The 17897-nt window shown below is 28.0% G+C and carries 16 protein-coding genes; 7 read left to right on the forward strand and 9 right to left on the reverse strand.

Features of this window, described 5'->3' with window-relative positions; all coding sequences use genetic code 4:
- The first annotated feature begins 649 nt into the window (after positions 1-649).
- From obgE to C4B24_RS03165, 5 genes are all read left to right on the forward strand, one after another.
- The gene (gene obgE / locus C4B24_RS03145) at positions 650-1906 is read left to right on the forward strand and encodes a GTPase ObgE (RefSeq protein ID WP_131599284.1); all 1257 of its coding nucleotides are present in this window, start codon (positions 650-652) and stop codon (positions 1904-1906) included.
- Between the two features lie 78 nt (positions 1907-1984).
- Positions 1985-2299 (forward strand): ArsR/SmtB family transcription factor, encoded by a 315-nt coding sequence (locus tag C4B24_RS03150; RefSeq protein WP_131599286.1) that lies wholly within the window; start codon positions 1985-1987, stop codon positions 2297-2299.
- 81 nt (positions 2300-2380) lie between these two features.
- Positions 2381-3097 (forward strand): NAD(+) synthase, encoded by a 717-nt coding sequence (gene nadE / locus C4B24_RS03155; RefSeq protein WP_131599288.1) that lies wholly within the window; start codon positions 2381-2383, stop codon positions 3095-3097.
- 1087 nt (positions 3098-4184) lie between these two features.
- Positions 4185-7238: a PDxFFG protein gene (locus tag C4B24_RS03160; protein WP_131599289.1), complete on the forward strand. Its 3054-nt coding sequence runs from the start codon at positions 4185-4187 to the stop codon at positions 7236-7238.
- Between the two features lie 8 nt (positions 7239-7246).
- Positions 7247-9616, forward strand: coding sequence for an ABC transporter substrate-binding protein (locus tag C4B24_RS03165; protein WP_131599291.1), 2370 nt, complete (start codon positions 7247-7249; stop codon positions 9614-9616).
- A gap of 280 nt (positions 9617-9896) precedes the next feature.
- Here the strand turns inward: C4B24_RS03165 and C4B24_RS03170 are convergent, their stop codons facing one another.
- The 5 genes from C4B24_RS03170 to C4B24_RS03190 all read right to left on the reverse strand — a co-directional run bounded on the left by C4B24_RS03170 (position 9897) and on the right by C4B24_RS03190 (position 13032).
- Positions 9897-10934, reverse strand: coding sequence for a hypothetical protein (locus C4B24_RS03170; protein WP_131599293.1), 1038 nt, complete (start codon positions 10932-10934; stop codon positions 9897-9899).
- A 9-nt stretch (positions 10935-10943) separates the two neighbouring features.
- A complete protein-coding gene (locus tag C4B24_RS03175; RefSeq protein ID WP_131599295.1) occupies positions 10944-11723 on the reverse strand; it encodes an MAG4940 family membrane protein in 780 nt (259 codons plus the stop codon).
- 97 nt (positions 11724-11820) lie between these two features.
- Complete coding sequence (rpmA, locus tag C4B24_RS03180; protein WP_131599297.1) at positions 11821-12099, reverse strand: 50S ribosomal protein L27; 279 nt, start codon at positions 12097-12099, stop codon at positions 11821-11823.
- A 9-nt stretch (positions 12100-12108) separates the two neighbouring features.
- Complete coding sequence (rplU, locus tag C4B24_RS03185; RefSeq protein ID WP_131599299.1) at positions 12109-12408, reverse strand: 50S ribosomal protein L21; 300 nt, start codon at positions 12406-12408, stop codon at positions 12109-12111.
- 309 nt (positions 12409-12717) lie between these two features.
- Positions 12718-13032: a hypothetical protein gene (locus C4B24_RS03190; protein ID WP_131599301.1), complete on the reverse strand. Its 315-nt coding sequence runs from the start codon at positions 13030-13032 to the stop codon at positions 12718-12720.
- Positions 13033-13328: 296 nt separating this feature from the next.
- Here C4B24_RS03190 and C4B24_RS03195 point away from each other — a divergent pair, with 296 nt between their 5' ends.
- Complete coding sequence (locus C4B24_RS03195; RefSeq protein WP_131599303.1) at positions 13329-13892, forward strand: hypothetical protein; 564 nt, start codon at positions 13329-13331, stop codon at positions 13890-13892.
- 344 nt (positions 13893-14236) lie between these two features.
- On the opposite strand, the gene C4B24_RS03200 is transcribed toward C4B24_RS03195, so the two are convergent.
- Positions 14237-15313, reverse strand: coding sequence for an alkaline phosphatase family protein (locus C4B24_RS03200; RefSeq protein ID WP_131599305.1), 1077 nt, complete (start codon positions 15311-15313; stop codon positions 14237-14239).
- 57 nt (positions 15314-15370) lie between these two features.
- Positions 15371-15733: a hypothetical protein gene (locus C4B24_RS03205; RefSeq protein WP_131599307.1), complete on the reverse strand. Its 363-nt coding sequence runs from the start codon at positions 15731-15733 to the stop codon at positions 15371-15373.
- Between the two features lie 96 nt (positions 15734-15829).
- On the opposite strand from C4B24_RS03205, the gene C4B24_RS03210 reads away from it, so the two are divergent.
- Positions 15830-16246, forward strand: coding sequence for a PPC domain-containing DNA-binding protein (locus C4B24_RS03210; RefSeq protein ID WP_131599309.1), 417 nt, complete (start codon positions 15830-15832; stop codon positions 16244-16246).
- A gap of 479 nt (positions 16247-16725) precedes the next feature.
- On the opposite strand, the gene C4B24_RS03215 is transcribed toward C4B24_RS03210, so the two are convergent.
- On the reverse strand, positions 16726-17538 hold the full coding sequence (locus C4B24_RS03215; RefSeq protein ID WP_210725195.1) for a hypothetical protein: 813 nt from the start codon (positions 17536-17538) through the stop codon (positions 16726-16728).
- Positions 17511-17837: a hypothetical protein gene (locus C4B24_RS03220; RefSeq protein WP_131599313.1), complete on the reverse strand. Its 327-nt coding sequence runs from the start codon at positions 17835-17837 to the stop codon at positions 17511-17513. Before C4B24_RS03220 ends, C4B24_RS03215 begins: the two co-directional genes overlap by 28 nt.
- Positions 17838-17897: the final 60 nt, after the last annotated feature.

Below are 17897 nucleotides of genomic sequence, written 5' to 3' on the forward strand. Positions count from 1 at the left end.
GTGGCCCGGCAATGTATAATTAGTATGTAAAGGAGGTGAGTTAAAATTATGAAAACCACGAAAGTAAAGTTTAAAGAAGAAAAAGTAAAGTTTAAAGAAGAAGATGCTTCAGGAATGAAACTAACTCATTCCCCCAAAAATATTTTAATTATGGGCATTCTCGTCTAGTCTTGTTAAAATCTGCAATATACTTAAATATTAAATAATTTAAAAATCTATAATCAATATAGAAGAAAGGGGTTATTATGGAAACAAAAGACACAAAAATAATCAAAAAAATGACAATTCTCGTCCGGCATAAATAATCGTCAGACTTAAGTTCATCCAAAATATAGTTATATATGTATTAATCAATCAAAAAGGAGTTATATGAAAAATAAAAATTCAATAATTATTAACAAACGGATGTTTCTCGTCAAACGCTGTTTAACGAAAACGTAAATTCATATTGTTTAAAAACAACAGTTCTTCTACTGTTGTTTTTCTTACTTAATGTTCATTATTGAATTTCTTAAAATTATTTTTTATAACTTAATTATCTTAAAAATATACTCCCTTTAATAACTAATATAATTTTATTTAAAATGGCGTTAATTTATTGGTTTTTTAAATAGCTTGGTTATTTCTTTATTTCCTTTATAATACAAGTATGAAATTTATAGATGAAGCAGAAATACATGTAAAAGCAGGAAAAGGTGGAAATGGTGTTGTTTCTTTCCGTAGAGAGGCTCACGTATCTCGTGGGGGACCTGATGGTGGTGACGGCGGAACTGGTGGTAGTGTTTACTTTGTAGGTGAACCTGGCATGAATACACTTTTAAATCTAAAATTAAAAAGAAACATATTTGGTAACGATGGTGAAGACGGGAGAAGGAAAAACCAATATGGTGCAGCAGGTAAAGATGTTTATATAAAAGTTCCTTTAGGTACTCTTGTTATGAACGGTGATAAATTATTAGTTGATATTACAGAAGAAAAGAAATATCTAATTGCTCAAGGTGGTAACGGAGGAAAAGGTAATACTAAATTTAAGTCTTCAAGGAATCAAGCTCCTAGAATATCTGAAAATGGTGATAGAGGGGATGAGTACAGGCTTAAGTTAGTTCTTAAAGTTCTTGCTGATGTTGGTTTTGTTGGAAAGCCTTCAGCGGGTAAATCAACACTTCTTTCAAAAGTTACTAATGCAAAACCTAAAACAGCTGCATATGAATTTACAACCCTTAACCCTCAATTAGGGTTATCAAAAGTTGGTGAAAATTCATTTGTTGTTGCCGATCTTCCAGGTCTTATAGCGGGTGCTGCTCAAGGAAAAGGTTTGGGAATTGAGTTCTTAAAACATATCGAGAGATGTAGACTTATTGCACATGTCATTGATTTTGGTGATGCGAATAAAAATCCGATTAGTGATTTTGAAATTATCAACAAAGAATTGAAAGAATATTCATTAGGACTTGAAAAACGTAAACAAGTTGTAGTTGCTAATAAATCTGATCTTGTTGCTTTTGATGAAAATATTATTAAATTCAAAAAAGCTTATCCAGAAATAGAATTAATTCAAATTTCAGCATTAACCGAAAGAGGTATCGAACCCTTGAAACATAAGTTATATGAATCTTATAAGCAAGCTGATGAAATTGAATATAAGGCAAAAAAATCAGAAGTTACCATTACTTTTGAAGATGATTTTATTGTAGAAAAAATGTATGAAGGTATGTTTGAGATATATGGTAAAGAGGTTGAACGTATTTACGATAAAATTCCATTGTCTACTGGCGAAAATTTTATGAGGTTTAATAAAAAACTTGCTTCACTAGGAGTTTGGGATGAACTTAGAAGACAAGGTGTTAAAGATGGAGATACAGTTAGAATATTTTCATTTGAATTTGAATGATCAGAAAGAGGGTAGTCCCTTTTTTTATTTCATTATTCTTGATATAACTAATTAGTTGTATAAGGTATAATATTAATATAAGGCAGGTGTATAATGAAAATTGAAAATACCATGAAAATTTTATCTTCTAAACTTAGATTAAAACTTTTAGCGCATTTTTTTACTTGTTGTTGCAATTCACATGGGGTTAGTAGCTTGGTTGAAAAAGTTGGAACAACCCAAGCTAATGTTTCTAAACATTTGAATTATATGCAAGAAAAAAAAGTTATACTTTCTCGTAGTGAGCACAAGGAAAAATTTTATATGATAAATCCCAAATTTAAAGAAGAAAATGAAGTACTTTTAGAATTTGTATTATTGAGAGAAGAACTTGAAAAATATTATTGTAGCTGTCATTCAAGCAAGTAAAATAGACATATGAAATTAACTTAAATTAATATTTTAGATAATGTTACCAATATAACAATTGTTTTGTAGTATTATATTTATATGAAATATTCAAATTATTTAATTAAGTGGCTTCAAAAAGAAGTCTGTAAAGCTAATATGGATGGGGTTATTGTTGGTCTTTCGGGGGGAGTTGATTCATCAGTAGTTGCTGCCTTGGCAAAAAAAGCTTTTCCAAATAACTCTTTGGGAGTTTATCTTCCTATAGGAGAAATGGGTCAAGACTTAATTGATGCCAAACTCCTTGCTAAGAATATAGAAATAGAGACCAGAACAATTGACCTTACAAATAGTTATAAAGCCCTTAAAGAAGCTGTAAATACAAAAACTAAATTAGCAACAGCTAATATAAAGCCTAGACTTAGAATGACTTCATTATATGCATTGGCTCAAGAAAAAAGATATTTAGTATTGGGAACTGATAATGCGGCTGAATGGATTTTGGGTTATTTTACAAAATATGGGGATGGAGGAGTTGATTTATTACCTATTATTCATCTAACAAAGGGAGAAGTTAAAGAAATGGCTAAAGAATTAGGTTTACCCCCAATTGTTTATACCAAGAAACCTACTGCTGCTCTTTGAGAAGGGCAAACTGATGAAGATGAATTAGGATTTTCTTATGATGAAGTTGATAAATATATAAAAGGAATTGCTACCGATAAGGAAATAATAAGTAAAATTGAACACCAAATAAAAATAACTAACCATAAAAGAGTTGCTTTACCAACTCCCTTGGATTTAAAAAACTTTAAATAAAAAGCATAATAATTACAATGGTATTTATATATAGTTTATAAAATAAAAATAGAGTGCTAACTTAGATTTAAAATTTAGGTATAGCACTTTTAATATGCAATATTATATACAGAATCTTTTCCAAGCTAAAAGGATCTGAAAATAATGATATAAACAAATTAATCTCTGGAAAAGAACATGATTTAAAATATTTTAATAAACCTATGCATTGCAAAAGTCAATTTAGTAAAGGTGGATATTTAAAACTAAATATATTTATCGCATAATTGAAATTGCAATTTAATTTGAGAAAATATAACAAAAAAGTTTTAGTATAGATAAAACAAATTAGAAGTCAAATATCGAAAAGGTAGCAAAAGATTTGTGGTATATTTTTATAATTTATGACTAATTATATTTCCTTAATCTAAGTTAAAATCAATAATCTTTTGAAAAGTATTTAGAATTTGGAATAGGGTTATAAATAGACAAAAAAATAACTGAAATTAAATTTAGTTTCTTTAAATAAGTATGATAAAAAGTAGCAATCTTATATAGTGAATTTTAAAAATGAGCATATTTTAAATATAAACTTATACTGAACATTAAAGAAGCAACGTATGCTAATAAAATTTCGAATTTACAATAATGTTTCATAATTTAAGATCATTATTTTATCTTACATAATTATTTTTTTCATTTATAATGAAAAAATGTATGGCAATATATTACATTTAAATATGTTTTTTTGTTTATTTTTTTAAATAAATTTTAAAATAAAATGACTAAAAAGGCAATGAAACAAGTTAAAAAACAACTTTAATGCTCAAATGATAGAAAAAAATTGCATTTTTAATGAATATATATATTTATAATTAATGTGTAGTATTCATAAAAATGAATCTATTTAAAACTCAAAATCGCCAAAACTAAAAAGAAAAAATAAAGAAATATTAATGTTAATTATTGTATAAATTATTATGTATTTAATTAGCGTTTTCGCTATAAAACTTTATTTTCGATTATATTATTTATCTTAATGTATATTAATTTTGGAGTATTTCTGCTCCTTTTTGTTTCGCTTTTTAAGAGTAAGAAAGGAAAAATTATGAAATTATGGACAAAATCTTTGCTAGCTATAGGAGTTATTGGAGCAACATCTGGTGTAGCAATTGGTGCCTCGTATGTTTTTATAAAAACTAATTCAACTTCAAGTGGTTATAGATACCAATCAAGGCTTTCAAAATATACGAAAATTGACAAATTAGGAAATGACTTACAAGCTAGAGTTGTTGAGCATGCAGGAGATTTTATTGATGATAAAATTGCAGAAGTTGATTTAAAAAGTAAAAAAATAAACGGGCAAAATATCGATGATTACTTTGTTGAATATGCCAAAAAACACAAAGGTGTTTCACCCGATTTTGTGATTCGTGTTGGTGCTATGAATTTTGATAATCAATATACATCTGCTATTAAGCCTTCTGAATTTGTTGAATTTATTAAATGATTTTTCCAAAATGTTTCTTGAGGTCCAGAAATTGTAACACTGACAAGTTTTTCTATTGTTAGAGGTGTTGAAAATAAAGGGGGTTCAATTACTTTAGGCGGACACTCTAGTCAAAATCATGAGACTACTAATATTAAATTTTATCCAGATGCTTTCTTTGGTTCGCTTCCAATGTATTCATTGTGAGCGGGAGCAGGGCAAAATAGCGACTCAATGTTTGCGCCATTCGGTAAGAGTGGAACCTTGGGTGATGTTAGTAAAGTTGTTGAAAATATTGCACCAATTTACAATAAAGTGATGAAAGAAAATATGAAATCTTATATTGGTAAAAAAATTCATGGGATTACAGTTAAAGAGAGTGATGTTAAAAATGCTGGGTATAAATTTGTAAAACATTTATATCCAGTAGGAAGTGGTTTTATTGATGGTAAAAAAGTTGATAAATTTCAAGCATATTCCCATATAAATCCAGGATTATATGATGCCATTGCTAAAAAGTATCCATATCACTTAAGAAAATCTAACGGACCTGTTATTGAACAAAATTCAAAAGGAGAATATAAAGTTATTGCAAAAAAACATGAATACATGCCAATCTCTGAAAGAATACCAATGTCAGAAATACTTTCTTTAAACCCTAAATTCAAAGGATATGGAACATCTTGATTACATTATGTTTCAACACATGAATATGGTCACCACCAAACATTAAATTCTGCTAGTGATTTTTCAAGTGATAGTGTGTTACTAGGTGCTTGAACAAAATCAAGCGGCCCATCCTTTGATAGCTCTGCCTATAATTTGAAAAATGTAAATATGTATTTAAAATCTAGGGCAAATGGTATTCAAGTTAGAGGAGTTTCTGCTTGGGAAGTTGGTAAACCTAAGAGAGATATAAATAATTATCAAAAAGGCATATATGCTAAATTTAGTACAGATAATGGTAAAAGTTTTGAAACTAATAAACAAATTTTCGGTACAGATAAAGAAGATAGTTTTAAAGTATTTGAACCAAAATTTGTGTTGAGTAAAGAATATTGATTTGAGTATTTTAAGCAAGCATTATATCTTTTACAAGATTTTAATGCTACAAAATATTTAAATCCTGAAGAAATGGTTTTAAAAATAACAAAACCTGAAGATTGAAATAAGCATAAATCATTATTAGATTTTTTAATTAGAAATAAAGATGCTTCCGTTTTTAAAAATAATATTAATATTACAAAGACATATGATGAGGAAGAAATAAAGGGTAAAGTTGATGTTAGAGGTTTGGTTGCTAAAAGTATATTCAAAAATATATATAAGGGTAGAACATATTTAGGATATTTATTAAATGCTTTTGATAATAATTCAGGAACGTTATCTCAAGGCCTGAAAGGTCCAGCGGAAGTACTTTCAAACAGACACTTTATAAATTCTAAAGATCTTCCCAAAATATCAAATTTAACTGATGTTGAAAAAGAAGCTCTTAATAGTAGAGTTAAGGAATACTCATTGAGCGGATATAATTTTAAAAATTCTAGTGGTAAAACAGTAATTGAATCAGCAAAAGAAAAAGTTGGGAAAGGTAAATTTATTTACGATTCCCTTTCAGGTATTTTTACAAATTATACAATGACCTTTCCGGAGGTTTTAACAAGGGACTTTGTACAAATTACATATTTACCAAGTAAAGAACCATTAATGCCAGGATTTACAAAACATAAAAATTCTGAGGAAAATATTTCTGAATCCAATACTGGGTTTGAACTTAATAATAAATGAATAAAATATAGAACATTATTTAGAGGAGATACAAAAGGATTGTACAATTCTAATTATTATTCAACAATGTTTTGAGAACAGTTCAAAGGTAATTCATCACTTGCCACGTTATTAAAAGGTAATGAAATCAATAAAAAAACTAAGGACGCTGTGAAAAGAATAGCGCATTTATATAAAAATAAAAATTATTATTTAACCCTATTTAGTTCTTATGTCAGTTCAAACGAAACATATATTGGGAAAAATTTATCTATGGCAAACGGATATTTTAATGATAGATTTATCCGTAAAGCTATGGATTGAAGCATTTATAAAGAAGATGGTTCACAAGAACCATATGTTGGTGATATGACTGATTTAAACGGTAAAAAACCAATGGGAGTTGCAGACGCTTATTGATATTACCTGCTTAAATCTAAAGGTGTTGGAGATAGAACACTTACGGGTATTTGAAGATCAAAAGCTAGAGATGCACTATATGCATATGGTTATGTGCCGACTTCTTTATCTAAAAAAATTAAATACTTGGCTTTGAAAAATAAAACTAGCGGAAAAGTGGAATATGTTCAAATAAATACAAAACAAGATAATCTTCATTACTATGTAAATCAATCAAGTGCGAAAATTAGAACACTTGCTGATGAGGGTTATACTTCATGGACAACCAACTTTTTCTCTTCTGGTAATTACTCAAATGCCACTGCGAAACCAGGTGAATATACACTATATTTTGTAGATAGTTCAAAAAATAAAGTTGATGGATTAACATTAGGTTCAAAACCATTAATTACTGAAAACGGGAAGTTAAGCATTGAAGCTGCAACAAAAATTATAGAAAATGAAAATGGTTTAGTATTTAAAGTACTTAACCAATTTGCAAAATAGGAGGAGAAATGTTAAAAAAAATATTTAGAAAGGTTATGGTACCAATTTTAGGTACTTCAATAGGAATATCTATCCTACCTATTGCACTATTTGTATCAAATAAATATTCACATAAGGACAAATATGACTTTGGTTTAGCAGTGCCAACTGTAAATTCACTTAATTATATTAAATACGATGGACCAACGAGTTTAGTTGCAAGTTCATTGATCGAAGGATTTTTCTTTAGTGGTCCAACTGGTGATTTAAAAAATCAAATGCAAATACCGTCTTTTGATGGAGTGTTGTTTGCCGTTAAAAATGGGAAGGCAAGTGCAAGCGGACAATCTTATCCACTGTCAAATTACGGATATACTTCTAGTACCATAACATTGGGTCCAAATGCAGAATCATTTGTTTCCGTTGTTGATGATCAAAATTTAGTTCATGATGTTTTTTTACATTTGAATAGAAAGTCAAGATGGAGGAGTGGTGATAAAAAATGAGATCAAAAGTATAGCAGATTAGTAAAAGGTTCGGATTATGTTGATTCAGCAAAAGCTATACTTAATTTACAAAATGGTTCACAAAAATTATCGAATTTAAAAGACATGCATATTAAAGGTGTAAATGATGTTTATAATGCACAATTTGAATATTATAAAAAGAATAAGAAAATTTATCCAACTCCATTTGATGGTAAATTAAAAAAAGATGGGACAATAGGAGAAAGCAAATTTAAATTAGGCGTTTCTTCTGGTAAAACAACATTAGAAAATGAAAAAATTATGGGAACATCACAAACCGCTTTTCAATTAGCAGAAAGTCTTGTGCCAAAAAATGAAAGGGATAAGAAGGGGGAATGAGCTGATTATATTGTTCATTACTCTCTTCAAACACCAGTTGAATATTTTACATTATTTTCCAAAATGCTAAAATCTGATTTTTTGCCAATTAATAAAAAATTCATTGATGATCATGGAGGAATTAGACATTTTGGAGATTCAATTAAAAACTTCATTTGAAATGGACCATTTGATATTGATTCATTAATATTAGGCCAGCAAGGTTCGCTAACACTCAAGAAATCTAATAAATATTTCGATGAGAAAAATGTTATACCAAATAGTATTAAACTTTATTTTCAAGAAGATGAAGTTGTCAAGGGAGCCTTATTTGATGATGGTAAAATTTCTTATACAAAAGTTCCGAGTATTTATCAAATGAAATTTTGATCTGATCCAAATAAGCGTAGATATATGCATAAAAATGCAGGATTTGGGACTATTGCACTTTCGCTAAATTTAGATAAAAATACTAATGGAGATTCTCCGCTACAAGATGAAAATTTAAGAAAAGCTATTTCATATGGAATAAATAGAGAAAAAATACTTAAATACGCAGGTTGACAATCATCATTTCCAGTTGTAACATGAACTGGATTTGGTAATGCTAAAGATACTAAGTCTAGGCATATAGAATCCCACTGAGGTATTTATAAAAATACAAAGAAACAATGAGACGGAGAGGTTTATAAAACTGAGAATGGCAAAACATTCCCAATTCAAAACATTAATTGATTTGAACACGAAATTAAATCTCATTCATTTGAAAATTCAAATAGAAAAGATAGTGGTTTCGATCCTGAGACAGCTAAATATTTTCTTGAAAAATATAAAAAATCTCACCCAAATAAGGAACGGGTAACTTTGAGATATGTTGACTCTGGTACACCTGAATCTAGAAAAGTTTTTATTGGTCTTCAAAATTTCCTTAAAGAACAATTTGGAGATTATCTTAAATTAGAGGAAAAAACATTACCACAAAATGTTTTCGTACAATATCAAACAACTGGTAATTATGATATTATTTATGGTAATTTTGATAAATATGGAACCGAACTATCTTCATACATTAAAAGATTTGTACTTCCTGATGGTATAGATAAAAAAGCATTTAAAACAACGGGATTTAGAGAGAATCCCGCTGGTTCCTGAACATATACAGATTTTAAAATAAAAAGACAAAAGGCTAATACATGAAAAATACTTCAAAGTCAATTAAAAATACCACAAGATGTTTGAGATAAAATGAATGAACTGATACCAGATAAAATACCTAAAAAACAAGAAGAAAAGCAAAAAATAATGGATAAATTTGAGGGTTTCTTTATTGATAGAGATGGTAAAAATGAAGATTCCTTTATTGTAAAAACTGCAGCTGGATTTGAAAAATTAATTCGTGAATCAACACCAATAATACCTTTAATGGAAGTTGATAACTATTGAAGCATTAGTAGATTAATGGGCAATAATTCAATGCAAACACTAACTTTGAAATTTGCGTATGATGTTAATAATAAACCAAGACCCAATTTACCAGGCCTAGAAAAGGAGTAATACATTAAAAAAACCAACTACAAAATATAATTTCATAAATAAAAAACTTTTTAATCACTACAACTTACTCATTTTAAAACTCAGTAATAATCGCCATATTTATTTCAATATCCTTCATAGGATTGAAGTCATTAATATTACTGATATTAAAATAGTTAATTTCAAATTTACTAAAAATGAATAAAAGTATAACAATCATAAATAAAAACTTACACTCTTGCCGGGTATAAGTTTTTATTTACAATTATAATATTAAGAAATATAAGGTTTTACCATTTCATTAATTTAATGTGTAGTTTTTAGATTTAGGCGTTCAAAGTTTGTATATTAAATTTGGATCAATCAAACCATTTTTTTCTTTAAAAGAATCGTTTTTTTCAATTATTTTTGTTTTATTTTTTATTTTGTATTGTCCACCATTGAATAGTGCATTAATCATTTCTTTGCTAGAACGCATTATTGAGTAAACACCAAGACCTTTTAAATTACCGAACACTCTATGTCCTTTAGTTTTAAATTGTTCACTACTTTGATTAGGATCCATTATATACTTACCAATTCTCTTAGCATTAAAGTGTTGTGAATCACCTCTATATACTTCAACATGCACATGAGGAACCCATCCTCCGTTCTCACTAAGTTTACCTACCTTACCAATTAAATCTCCGCCCTTTACCTTGTAAGGGTGTTTAATATTAATTGAAGAATTATAACTCCAGTTTCAAATTCCTCTTTTATATTTAGAAAGATCTATATGAAATTGTTTAGTTTTTGTATTTTTAAATAGTGTGGGTGTGCTTAAGCTCAAGTGACCAAAAGTTAAATAAGCGTAGTCATTTCCTTCGAATTTTTTGGATATTTCTGGATTTAAGAACATATCAGAAACCTTTACCTTCATTATAACTTGTGTACCAAAACCACCACCTATCTCTCCTACTTTTGATTTACCTCAAACACCTAATACTTCTCCATCAAAAGGTGCAAATACATCACTTCCTGCTTTTGTGAAAGCGTCATCACCCGCATGAATTGAGAGATTATTTTTCATTGAATAAAAATATCTCATATCTCCGAAACCACCAGAAACTAAAGGTACACCAAAAGAGGCAGAAATATCAGGATTGTATTTTTTAATCTCCTCCCTTTTAATCTCAGGGAATACTATATGACCTCTATCTTTATTTTCTTGAACGCGCGCTTCTAAAAAAACACCCCTTCTCCACTTCACTTCTTCTTGTTGTTGAATTCCACATGAAACTACAGAAATAACGGGAGCTATCCCTATAATTACTGTACCTATTTTAAATATTTTTTTCATTTAAGCCTCCTATGTTAAATTGTAATATACTTTCCCTGAATGAATTAATCCATAAAATATAAACCCTACTATAATGGGTATAATAATATGAACTCCAAATGCTATTGATAAATTAATTATTTCCTTTTTTGTAGGTCTATTAAAAACTAATCTATACATCAATATTATTAAAGAGAATGTTGATGCAAACATAAAATATTTATTTTTTGATGTGATTAATAATAACAACATAACAGATAAAGAAAGAATCAATAATGCTAATGTGGAATCTAATGTACTGTTCATCCAACTAAATAAAGGGATTGAAACAATAGAAAGACACACAAATAAGTTCATAACTACCTCTTTAGTTAATGAAGCGCTAATTTTAGAATTATCTAGATTAAAAGCAGTCTCACAAAATAGCTTTAAGTTTGCACCCAAGCCCTTCAATACCAACAATGTTACAGCTCCTCCCAATAAGGCGCCAATAAATTGAAAACCAATTATATAAGGTAAACCAATATACATTCCTCTAATTATACCATTAAGAATTGCAGCGATCGGGGTTAACAGTGCGACTGAATTGGAAGAACCACCATAGAAATAACCAAAAACCATAGTTATTATCGTGGTAACCATAAAAACAATACCAATCATAAATGCAATTAAAAAATGATTATTTTTATGCTTAGTAATAAAGTATAAAAATATTATTATGAAAGATATCAACATAAAAGAACCCATCATCTCATTGATAGCTATATATTTATTTCATTTTTCGCCTAAGGCAACTTCAAAATTATTCATTATAAAAAATTATAGTACTATTTATATTCGTGCTTGTGTTTTACATTGAATAAAATATTTTAGCAGATAAATCAACAACAAAAAAATAACCGGATGGTTATTTTTGTGCTTTTTTAGTTTCAATTCTTTCAGCGTAAACAGAAGCGTATTTTCTTCCTTTAATCATTTCGTATTTAACATAACCGTCAATTAGTGCAAATAAAGTATCATCTCCACCACGTCCAGTATTTGTACCAGGGTGAATTTTTGTACCTCTTTGTCTATAGATAATTCCACCAGCTAATGTAAATTGTCCATCAGCTAATTTAGCTCCAAGTCTTTTTGAATGCGAATCTCTACCGTTATTAGTAGAACCACCACCAAGTTTATGTGCCATTTATCTCACCTAACCTTTCAGTCCAGTTATTTTTACACGAGTATATGGTTGTCTGTGACCATATTTTCTTTTGTGTGTTGATTTTTGATTATGTCTGTATACTACGATTTTCTTTTGCTTACCTTGTTTTTCGATTGTACCTTCTACTGAGGCACCTGAAACTAATGGTTTACCAATTTTAGTTCCTAAAACTAATACTTCTGAAAAGACAACTTTGTCTCCTTCATTACCTTCAATTTTTTCGATGAAAATTGTATCGTCTTTTTGAACTATAATTTGCTTACCACCTGTTTTAATAATTGCGAACATATTGTTCTCCTTTTAAAATGTGACTCACCCTTATGGTGCTATGCTTAAATACCATTTCGGAATGGTTGTTATAAACAACGTATGTATTATATAGGAAAAACTCATAAAAATAACTTGTTTTGCTCAAATAGTTTAAATAATCGTAGCCATATTTACTAATAACATATTAACCATTTTATATTTTTAATTTTTAAAAGAAAAGCAATTACTCCATATTTCCATAAGATAGATAAATTACAAAATAATTAATAAAAAAACTAGGGATATCCCATTATGAATATACCTAGCATAATTTTTAAGAAATTTATCTTAATAAGCCGTGAAGGACCTTGCGATGTGATGCCCTCTTTCATGAATTGACTCGCCTGAAGTTGGAGCTGTGCTAGCAACTTTTGATGTTGATGTTGCTTTAGCGACTGGCGTTGCTTTTTGGATTATAGTTTTTGACCCACCAAAAGAAACTGATCCAGATTTACTTGTTACTGCTTGATAAATGGAAATACCTGCCCCTACAACCGTTTGTATTAGTGAAGTAGCTGCAGGAATAAGACTTAATCAAGAGAAACCACCATACATATTAACTCTTTCTTCCTTTGTCATTTTTCTAAAGTTATTTTTTTTCATTTTCACCTCCTTCATTTATATGTAGCCATTTTATGAAAAAAAGTAAAAAAAGTCATTCACTATACACGGCGATAAAGATTTAATATATAACTCGTAATGTGTGTATTTTTATATACCAAAGAAATAATTTGCAAAAAAAACAAGATAAAGTATATAAATAGCACCCCATTAATAATTTGTTTATTTATTTTCAAGAATTAAAAAATAAAAAGAGGTAAACACGTTCTGTGAATTATTCACTTTAATGATTAGTTTAATATATTATGTTTTATTTAAAAAGATTATAATTAAAGCATATGAAAACTAAACAAATATCAAAAATTCAAAATAAAGCAATTAAATTAAACAAAAAAATAGGTCTGCGTATTATCCTTATACCAACTTGTGCATTTTTAATATGATGTTTTGCTGTTATAACTCCTTTTTTTACTTATGTATTTGTAAATAATTTATTTGCAGAAGATACAATTGATAAATGAAACATATCTTTTTGGTGTTTGGCTTTAACAACAATAACACATCTTTTACAAGTGCTATGATTATGAATTAAACACCTCTTTCTTTATAAAAGAATAATTAGACGTTTTGGAACAAGCAAAGAAACTATTGAAATTGTTTTCCGAAATATGAAATTCCCATCATTGGATATTGATGAAAAAGAACTAAAATTATGATTAAAAACTCCAAGAATTTGGCTATGGTGTTATATTCCACCTATTGGTTTTATTTGAGGTGCATTATTCATTTTTATGGGGGATATGGCAGCGTTTTGCCTGCCCTCTAACAAAATCTTAAAAAATAATATAAAAAAGGAAATACTTGAGTACACCGAAAAGAATGAAATATCAAATTTAGAATAAAATAATTTCCAAAAATATCGAGAAGGCTTTCAAATAAATCACAGGACTAACCATATAAATTTCAAAATCAAAAGATTTTTAGAAATAATATATCAATATCACTTAATGGTATTTTGCTATTTAAATAAATCTTTTGTTTTTTTATATAAAAATAACCCTCTCATTCTTTTGTAAACTTAATTCAAAATATTGAAAGTTTAATTAAAGTATTAAAGGGCTATGGCTATTATAATATCAAAGTTATAATAACGTTTGGAAAACAAGGTGATATAGACATTCCAAAATGATATCTAATACCTTGGGTGGTGTATTTTAATTTTTCGCCTTAATATAAAGGGCATTTACTATATCTTTAATATTTTACCTTCCCACTCCTTATACTTATCAATTCCTAATATATTTGCAATAGTTGGTGCAACATCAAGAGTTGAAATATTGGTGAATTTTTTTTGTTTTTGCTTAGACCCATCAAAAATAATTATTGGGACTGTTCTTTCATCAGGGGTATCACCACCATGAGTTTTTCCACCGATAATTCCACCATGATCTGATGTAATGACTATTATTGTGTTATCAATTTCTTTACTTTCTTTCAACCTTTTCAAAACAACTCCAATATATGAATCTATTTTATTCATATAATCAATATACTCTTGAGAACCTCAATTAAAAGCATGTCCACGAATATCTAAACCGGCTATATGAGAGAAAACAAAGTCAGTTTTATCTTTAATAATTAAATCTGCAGCTCTATAAATGGATTCAGAATCCGTAGCCTTTGATAAAGTATATGCAACTTGTAATTTTAATGCTTCAAACTTACCAATACCTTTATTGGCATTAAGTATCTTTTCTTTTAAATGTGCCTCTTCTTCTTTTGTGATCTTTAATTCATTAGGATTAGGTTTTGCATAAATCATATTATTAACAGAATTAGGATTTACAATGTCTTTCAGTGTAAAACCTTTAGTCAGCGGATAGATAAAAGAAGTCCTTAATTTTGTTTGATCTTTAATGGCATCAAAAATTGAATAAGCAACTCCCTTACCCATATTATTTTGTGGAGTTGGGTTTTTTATTATTGGACCACCCAAAACACTAGAAGGGTTTGACAAAATACCTGTTTTATCGGGTTTTTGAGAAGTTAATAATCCAGTTCAATTTGGGTAAGTCTTTGAGGGCATTATATCTTTAGCACTGATGGAGTAGTTAGATTTACTTATTAATTTACCTATATTTTCAGTTGGATGTTTTTTTCAAACATTAGCAGAAAAACCATCAATTCCAATCCACAATACATTTTTACCACTATTATGAATACTTTTTTTATTCGAAGAACAAGAAGTGACTAAAAATGCCGTTACAGGTGTAAAGGTAATTAACGATAAAGATAATAATATTCTTTTAAATTTAAAATTCATTAATATAATTCTAACAATCAATTATTAAAAATGTTATAAAAAATAAAATTTTCATTTCTATCTAAAGAAAATGAAAATAATTATTGGTACAAATATAATTATTGCGCCTGAATGCAATCAAACAAATGCTTTATATTTTAATCAACCGGTTTCGGAGTATATTAGATGAGATAATGCACTAATTCCTGGTGCAATAAATACTATATAAAATAATCACCAATTTGTTGCGTTAGGAACAATTCAAAAAGCACCGCCAAGCACAAGTCAACGAATAGCAAGCACACTAGAAACAAAAATTAATATAGAGATGTAGTAAATGAAAATAACCCCACCAATTCTTAGTAGGTCCTTAAAATTAAAACGATGTCTTTTTTTATAAACTGGTTTCATTAATAATATTATAAATAATATTCTATACATCGGTTATTTTAATTTACTATTTTTGTATTTTACATTGTAAAAAGTGATAATTTTATATAACTAGCTTATGTATATTATTTCTACTACAATTTTATTATGGAATATAAAAAATTAAATAATGGTAGTATTGCACTTAAAATATCTATCGGAGAAAAAATAAGAGAGTCGCTTACTAAATTAGTGGCTGATGAAGCTATAAAATTCGCAAAAATTGAAGGTGTTGGAGCTATTGAAAACGTAACTCTAGGATTTTTACAAGAGAATGGAGAATATAAAACAAAAGAATTTAAAGAAGAACTTGAATTATTATCAATGAAAGGAAGTATTGCAGGTGATGGAGAGATTCATTTGCATGTTACTTTAGGTAAAAAAGATTTTAGTGTTATAGGTGGTCACTTTTTTGAAGGGGAAGTTATTGGTGTTGGTGAGATATTTATCACTATCTTATCTGATCAATCAATCTTAAAAAAACAAACAGGAAAAGATAAATTCCCTACTTGACAATTAAAATAAAATATTTATACGATTCATTTGTGGAGTATTTTATATAAATGACACATTATAAAAAAACTAATTTTTAATAGTTTATATCTAAGAAGATACTTAGATATTTTTTTAATGCATTTTTACTATAAAATTCTCAGCTAAAGTATAAAAATATTTTTGTTAGATAAAGACTTTATTATCATAACTTTTTTATTTTACATTCTCAAAAAAACCTTATACAAGTATGCACATTAGTATAAAGATAGGGAATTGATATAGCGATATTGTATTTTTATCCAATAATATTAAAGATTTGACTGTAAATTTAAGAATTAATATAACAACATTGCTATTAAAAGATATTGAAATAATAAAACATCACACAAAAATATTTGTATGATGTTTAAAACTTGATAATATTTTTTGTCTTTACACTTCTTGCACAAGCCTAAAAGAAATATTTTTTTAAATTTTGATCGTGTTTGCTTAATGATTTTAAATTATCGCTATTCTTTTGTATTTCTTTTGAAAATCTCCTTAAGAGCAATTTTAAAATTTGGAATCTCTTTTTTACCATGATAAATGATTATTAAAGCCAAGCCTATGCAGAGTGGAATTAGCAATAATCATAAATAAGGAATGAATAAGGAATTTCTAAATTCTTGACCTGGTATTCCTGGTAAAAATTGCAATACTAATGCAAAAAGAGAAGGAATTATGAAGTTATTTGTATCGATGATTGCTGTAAGTTTTTGCCCAATTAAGTCTATAGACATAGTATGCAATATCCTAAGGATTACTATATTTAATCCAGCAATTAATAAAATAATTCATACTATTCATGCATTATCATTTGTAAATAAAGGACCAAAGAAATCTGTGAATATATTAAAAAAAGGTTCTCCTGTTTGCTTAAATAAGTGATTAATGCCCATAGAAATAGGTATAAAAATAATTCATGTTGTTAAAGATACTGAAACTGTTTTAATAGCAAGGGCTTCTTTTTGAGTAACATTAGGATTTTTTTTCATTGCTATCTTTAAAAATAAACCATCCAATGCTCAGAAAAATCCAGCAAACAATCCACACGCCATACCCATTATTTTTTTTGCATCTATTTTTCCTCCACCGATTGCTGATGGAATAATAACAAAAAGCGCTCCTGAAATAATTGAAAAAACTATTCCCATTTTAGATAATCAATTATCTTTCTCTTTACAAATAATTTTATTTAATCCAATTGCAAAAACTGGATATAAAGCGGTTAAAATAACACCATATGAAGGACCTGCTAAAATAATACCAATAATAAAAAGCAAATTACCAGTAGCGGTACCAAGAGTTCCAGATAGAATAAAAAAACATATTTCTTTTGAGTCATTAATTTAATAACTCTCTTCATGATTGTAGGACCCAAATATATAGTTAATAACACTAAAGAAAAAGTTTCTTTTATAGACATTATTCCACTTGAATAAGCAATACCATTATTTTTAGAAATTATAAACATAAATCCAGCATAAAAAATAATAGGCAGCATTACAGCTTCCAAACCTTGAGTTAAGACAACTCCACTAGCAGCAAAAATGCCTTTTTTTCTATGTTTTGAATGTTTCACTATTTAATTATATTAAAAATATACAAATATCGATATTTTTAATATTTTATTATGCTATTT

It is taken from the genome of Mycoplasma marinum (assembly GCF_004335975.1).
GTDB lineage: Bacteria > Bacillota_I > Bacilli_A > Mycoplasmatales > Metamycoplasmataceae > Mycoplasma_K > Mycoplasma_K marinum.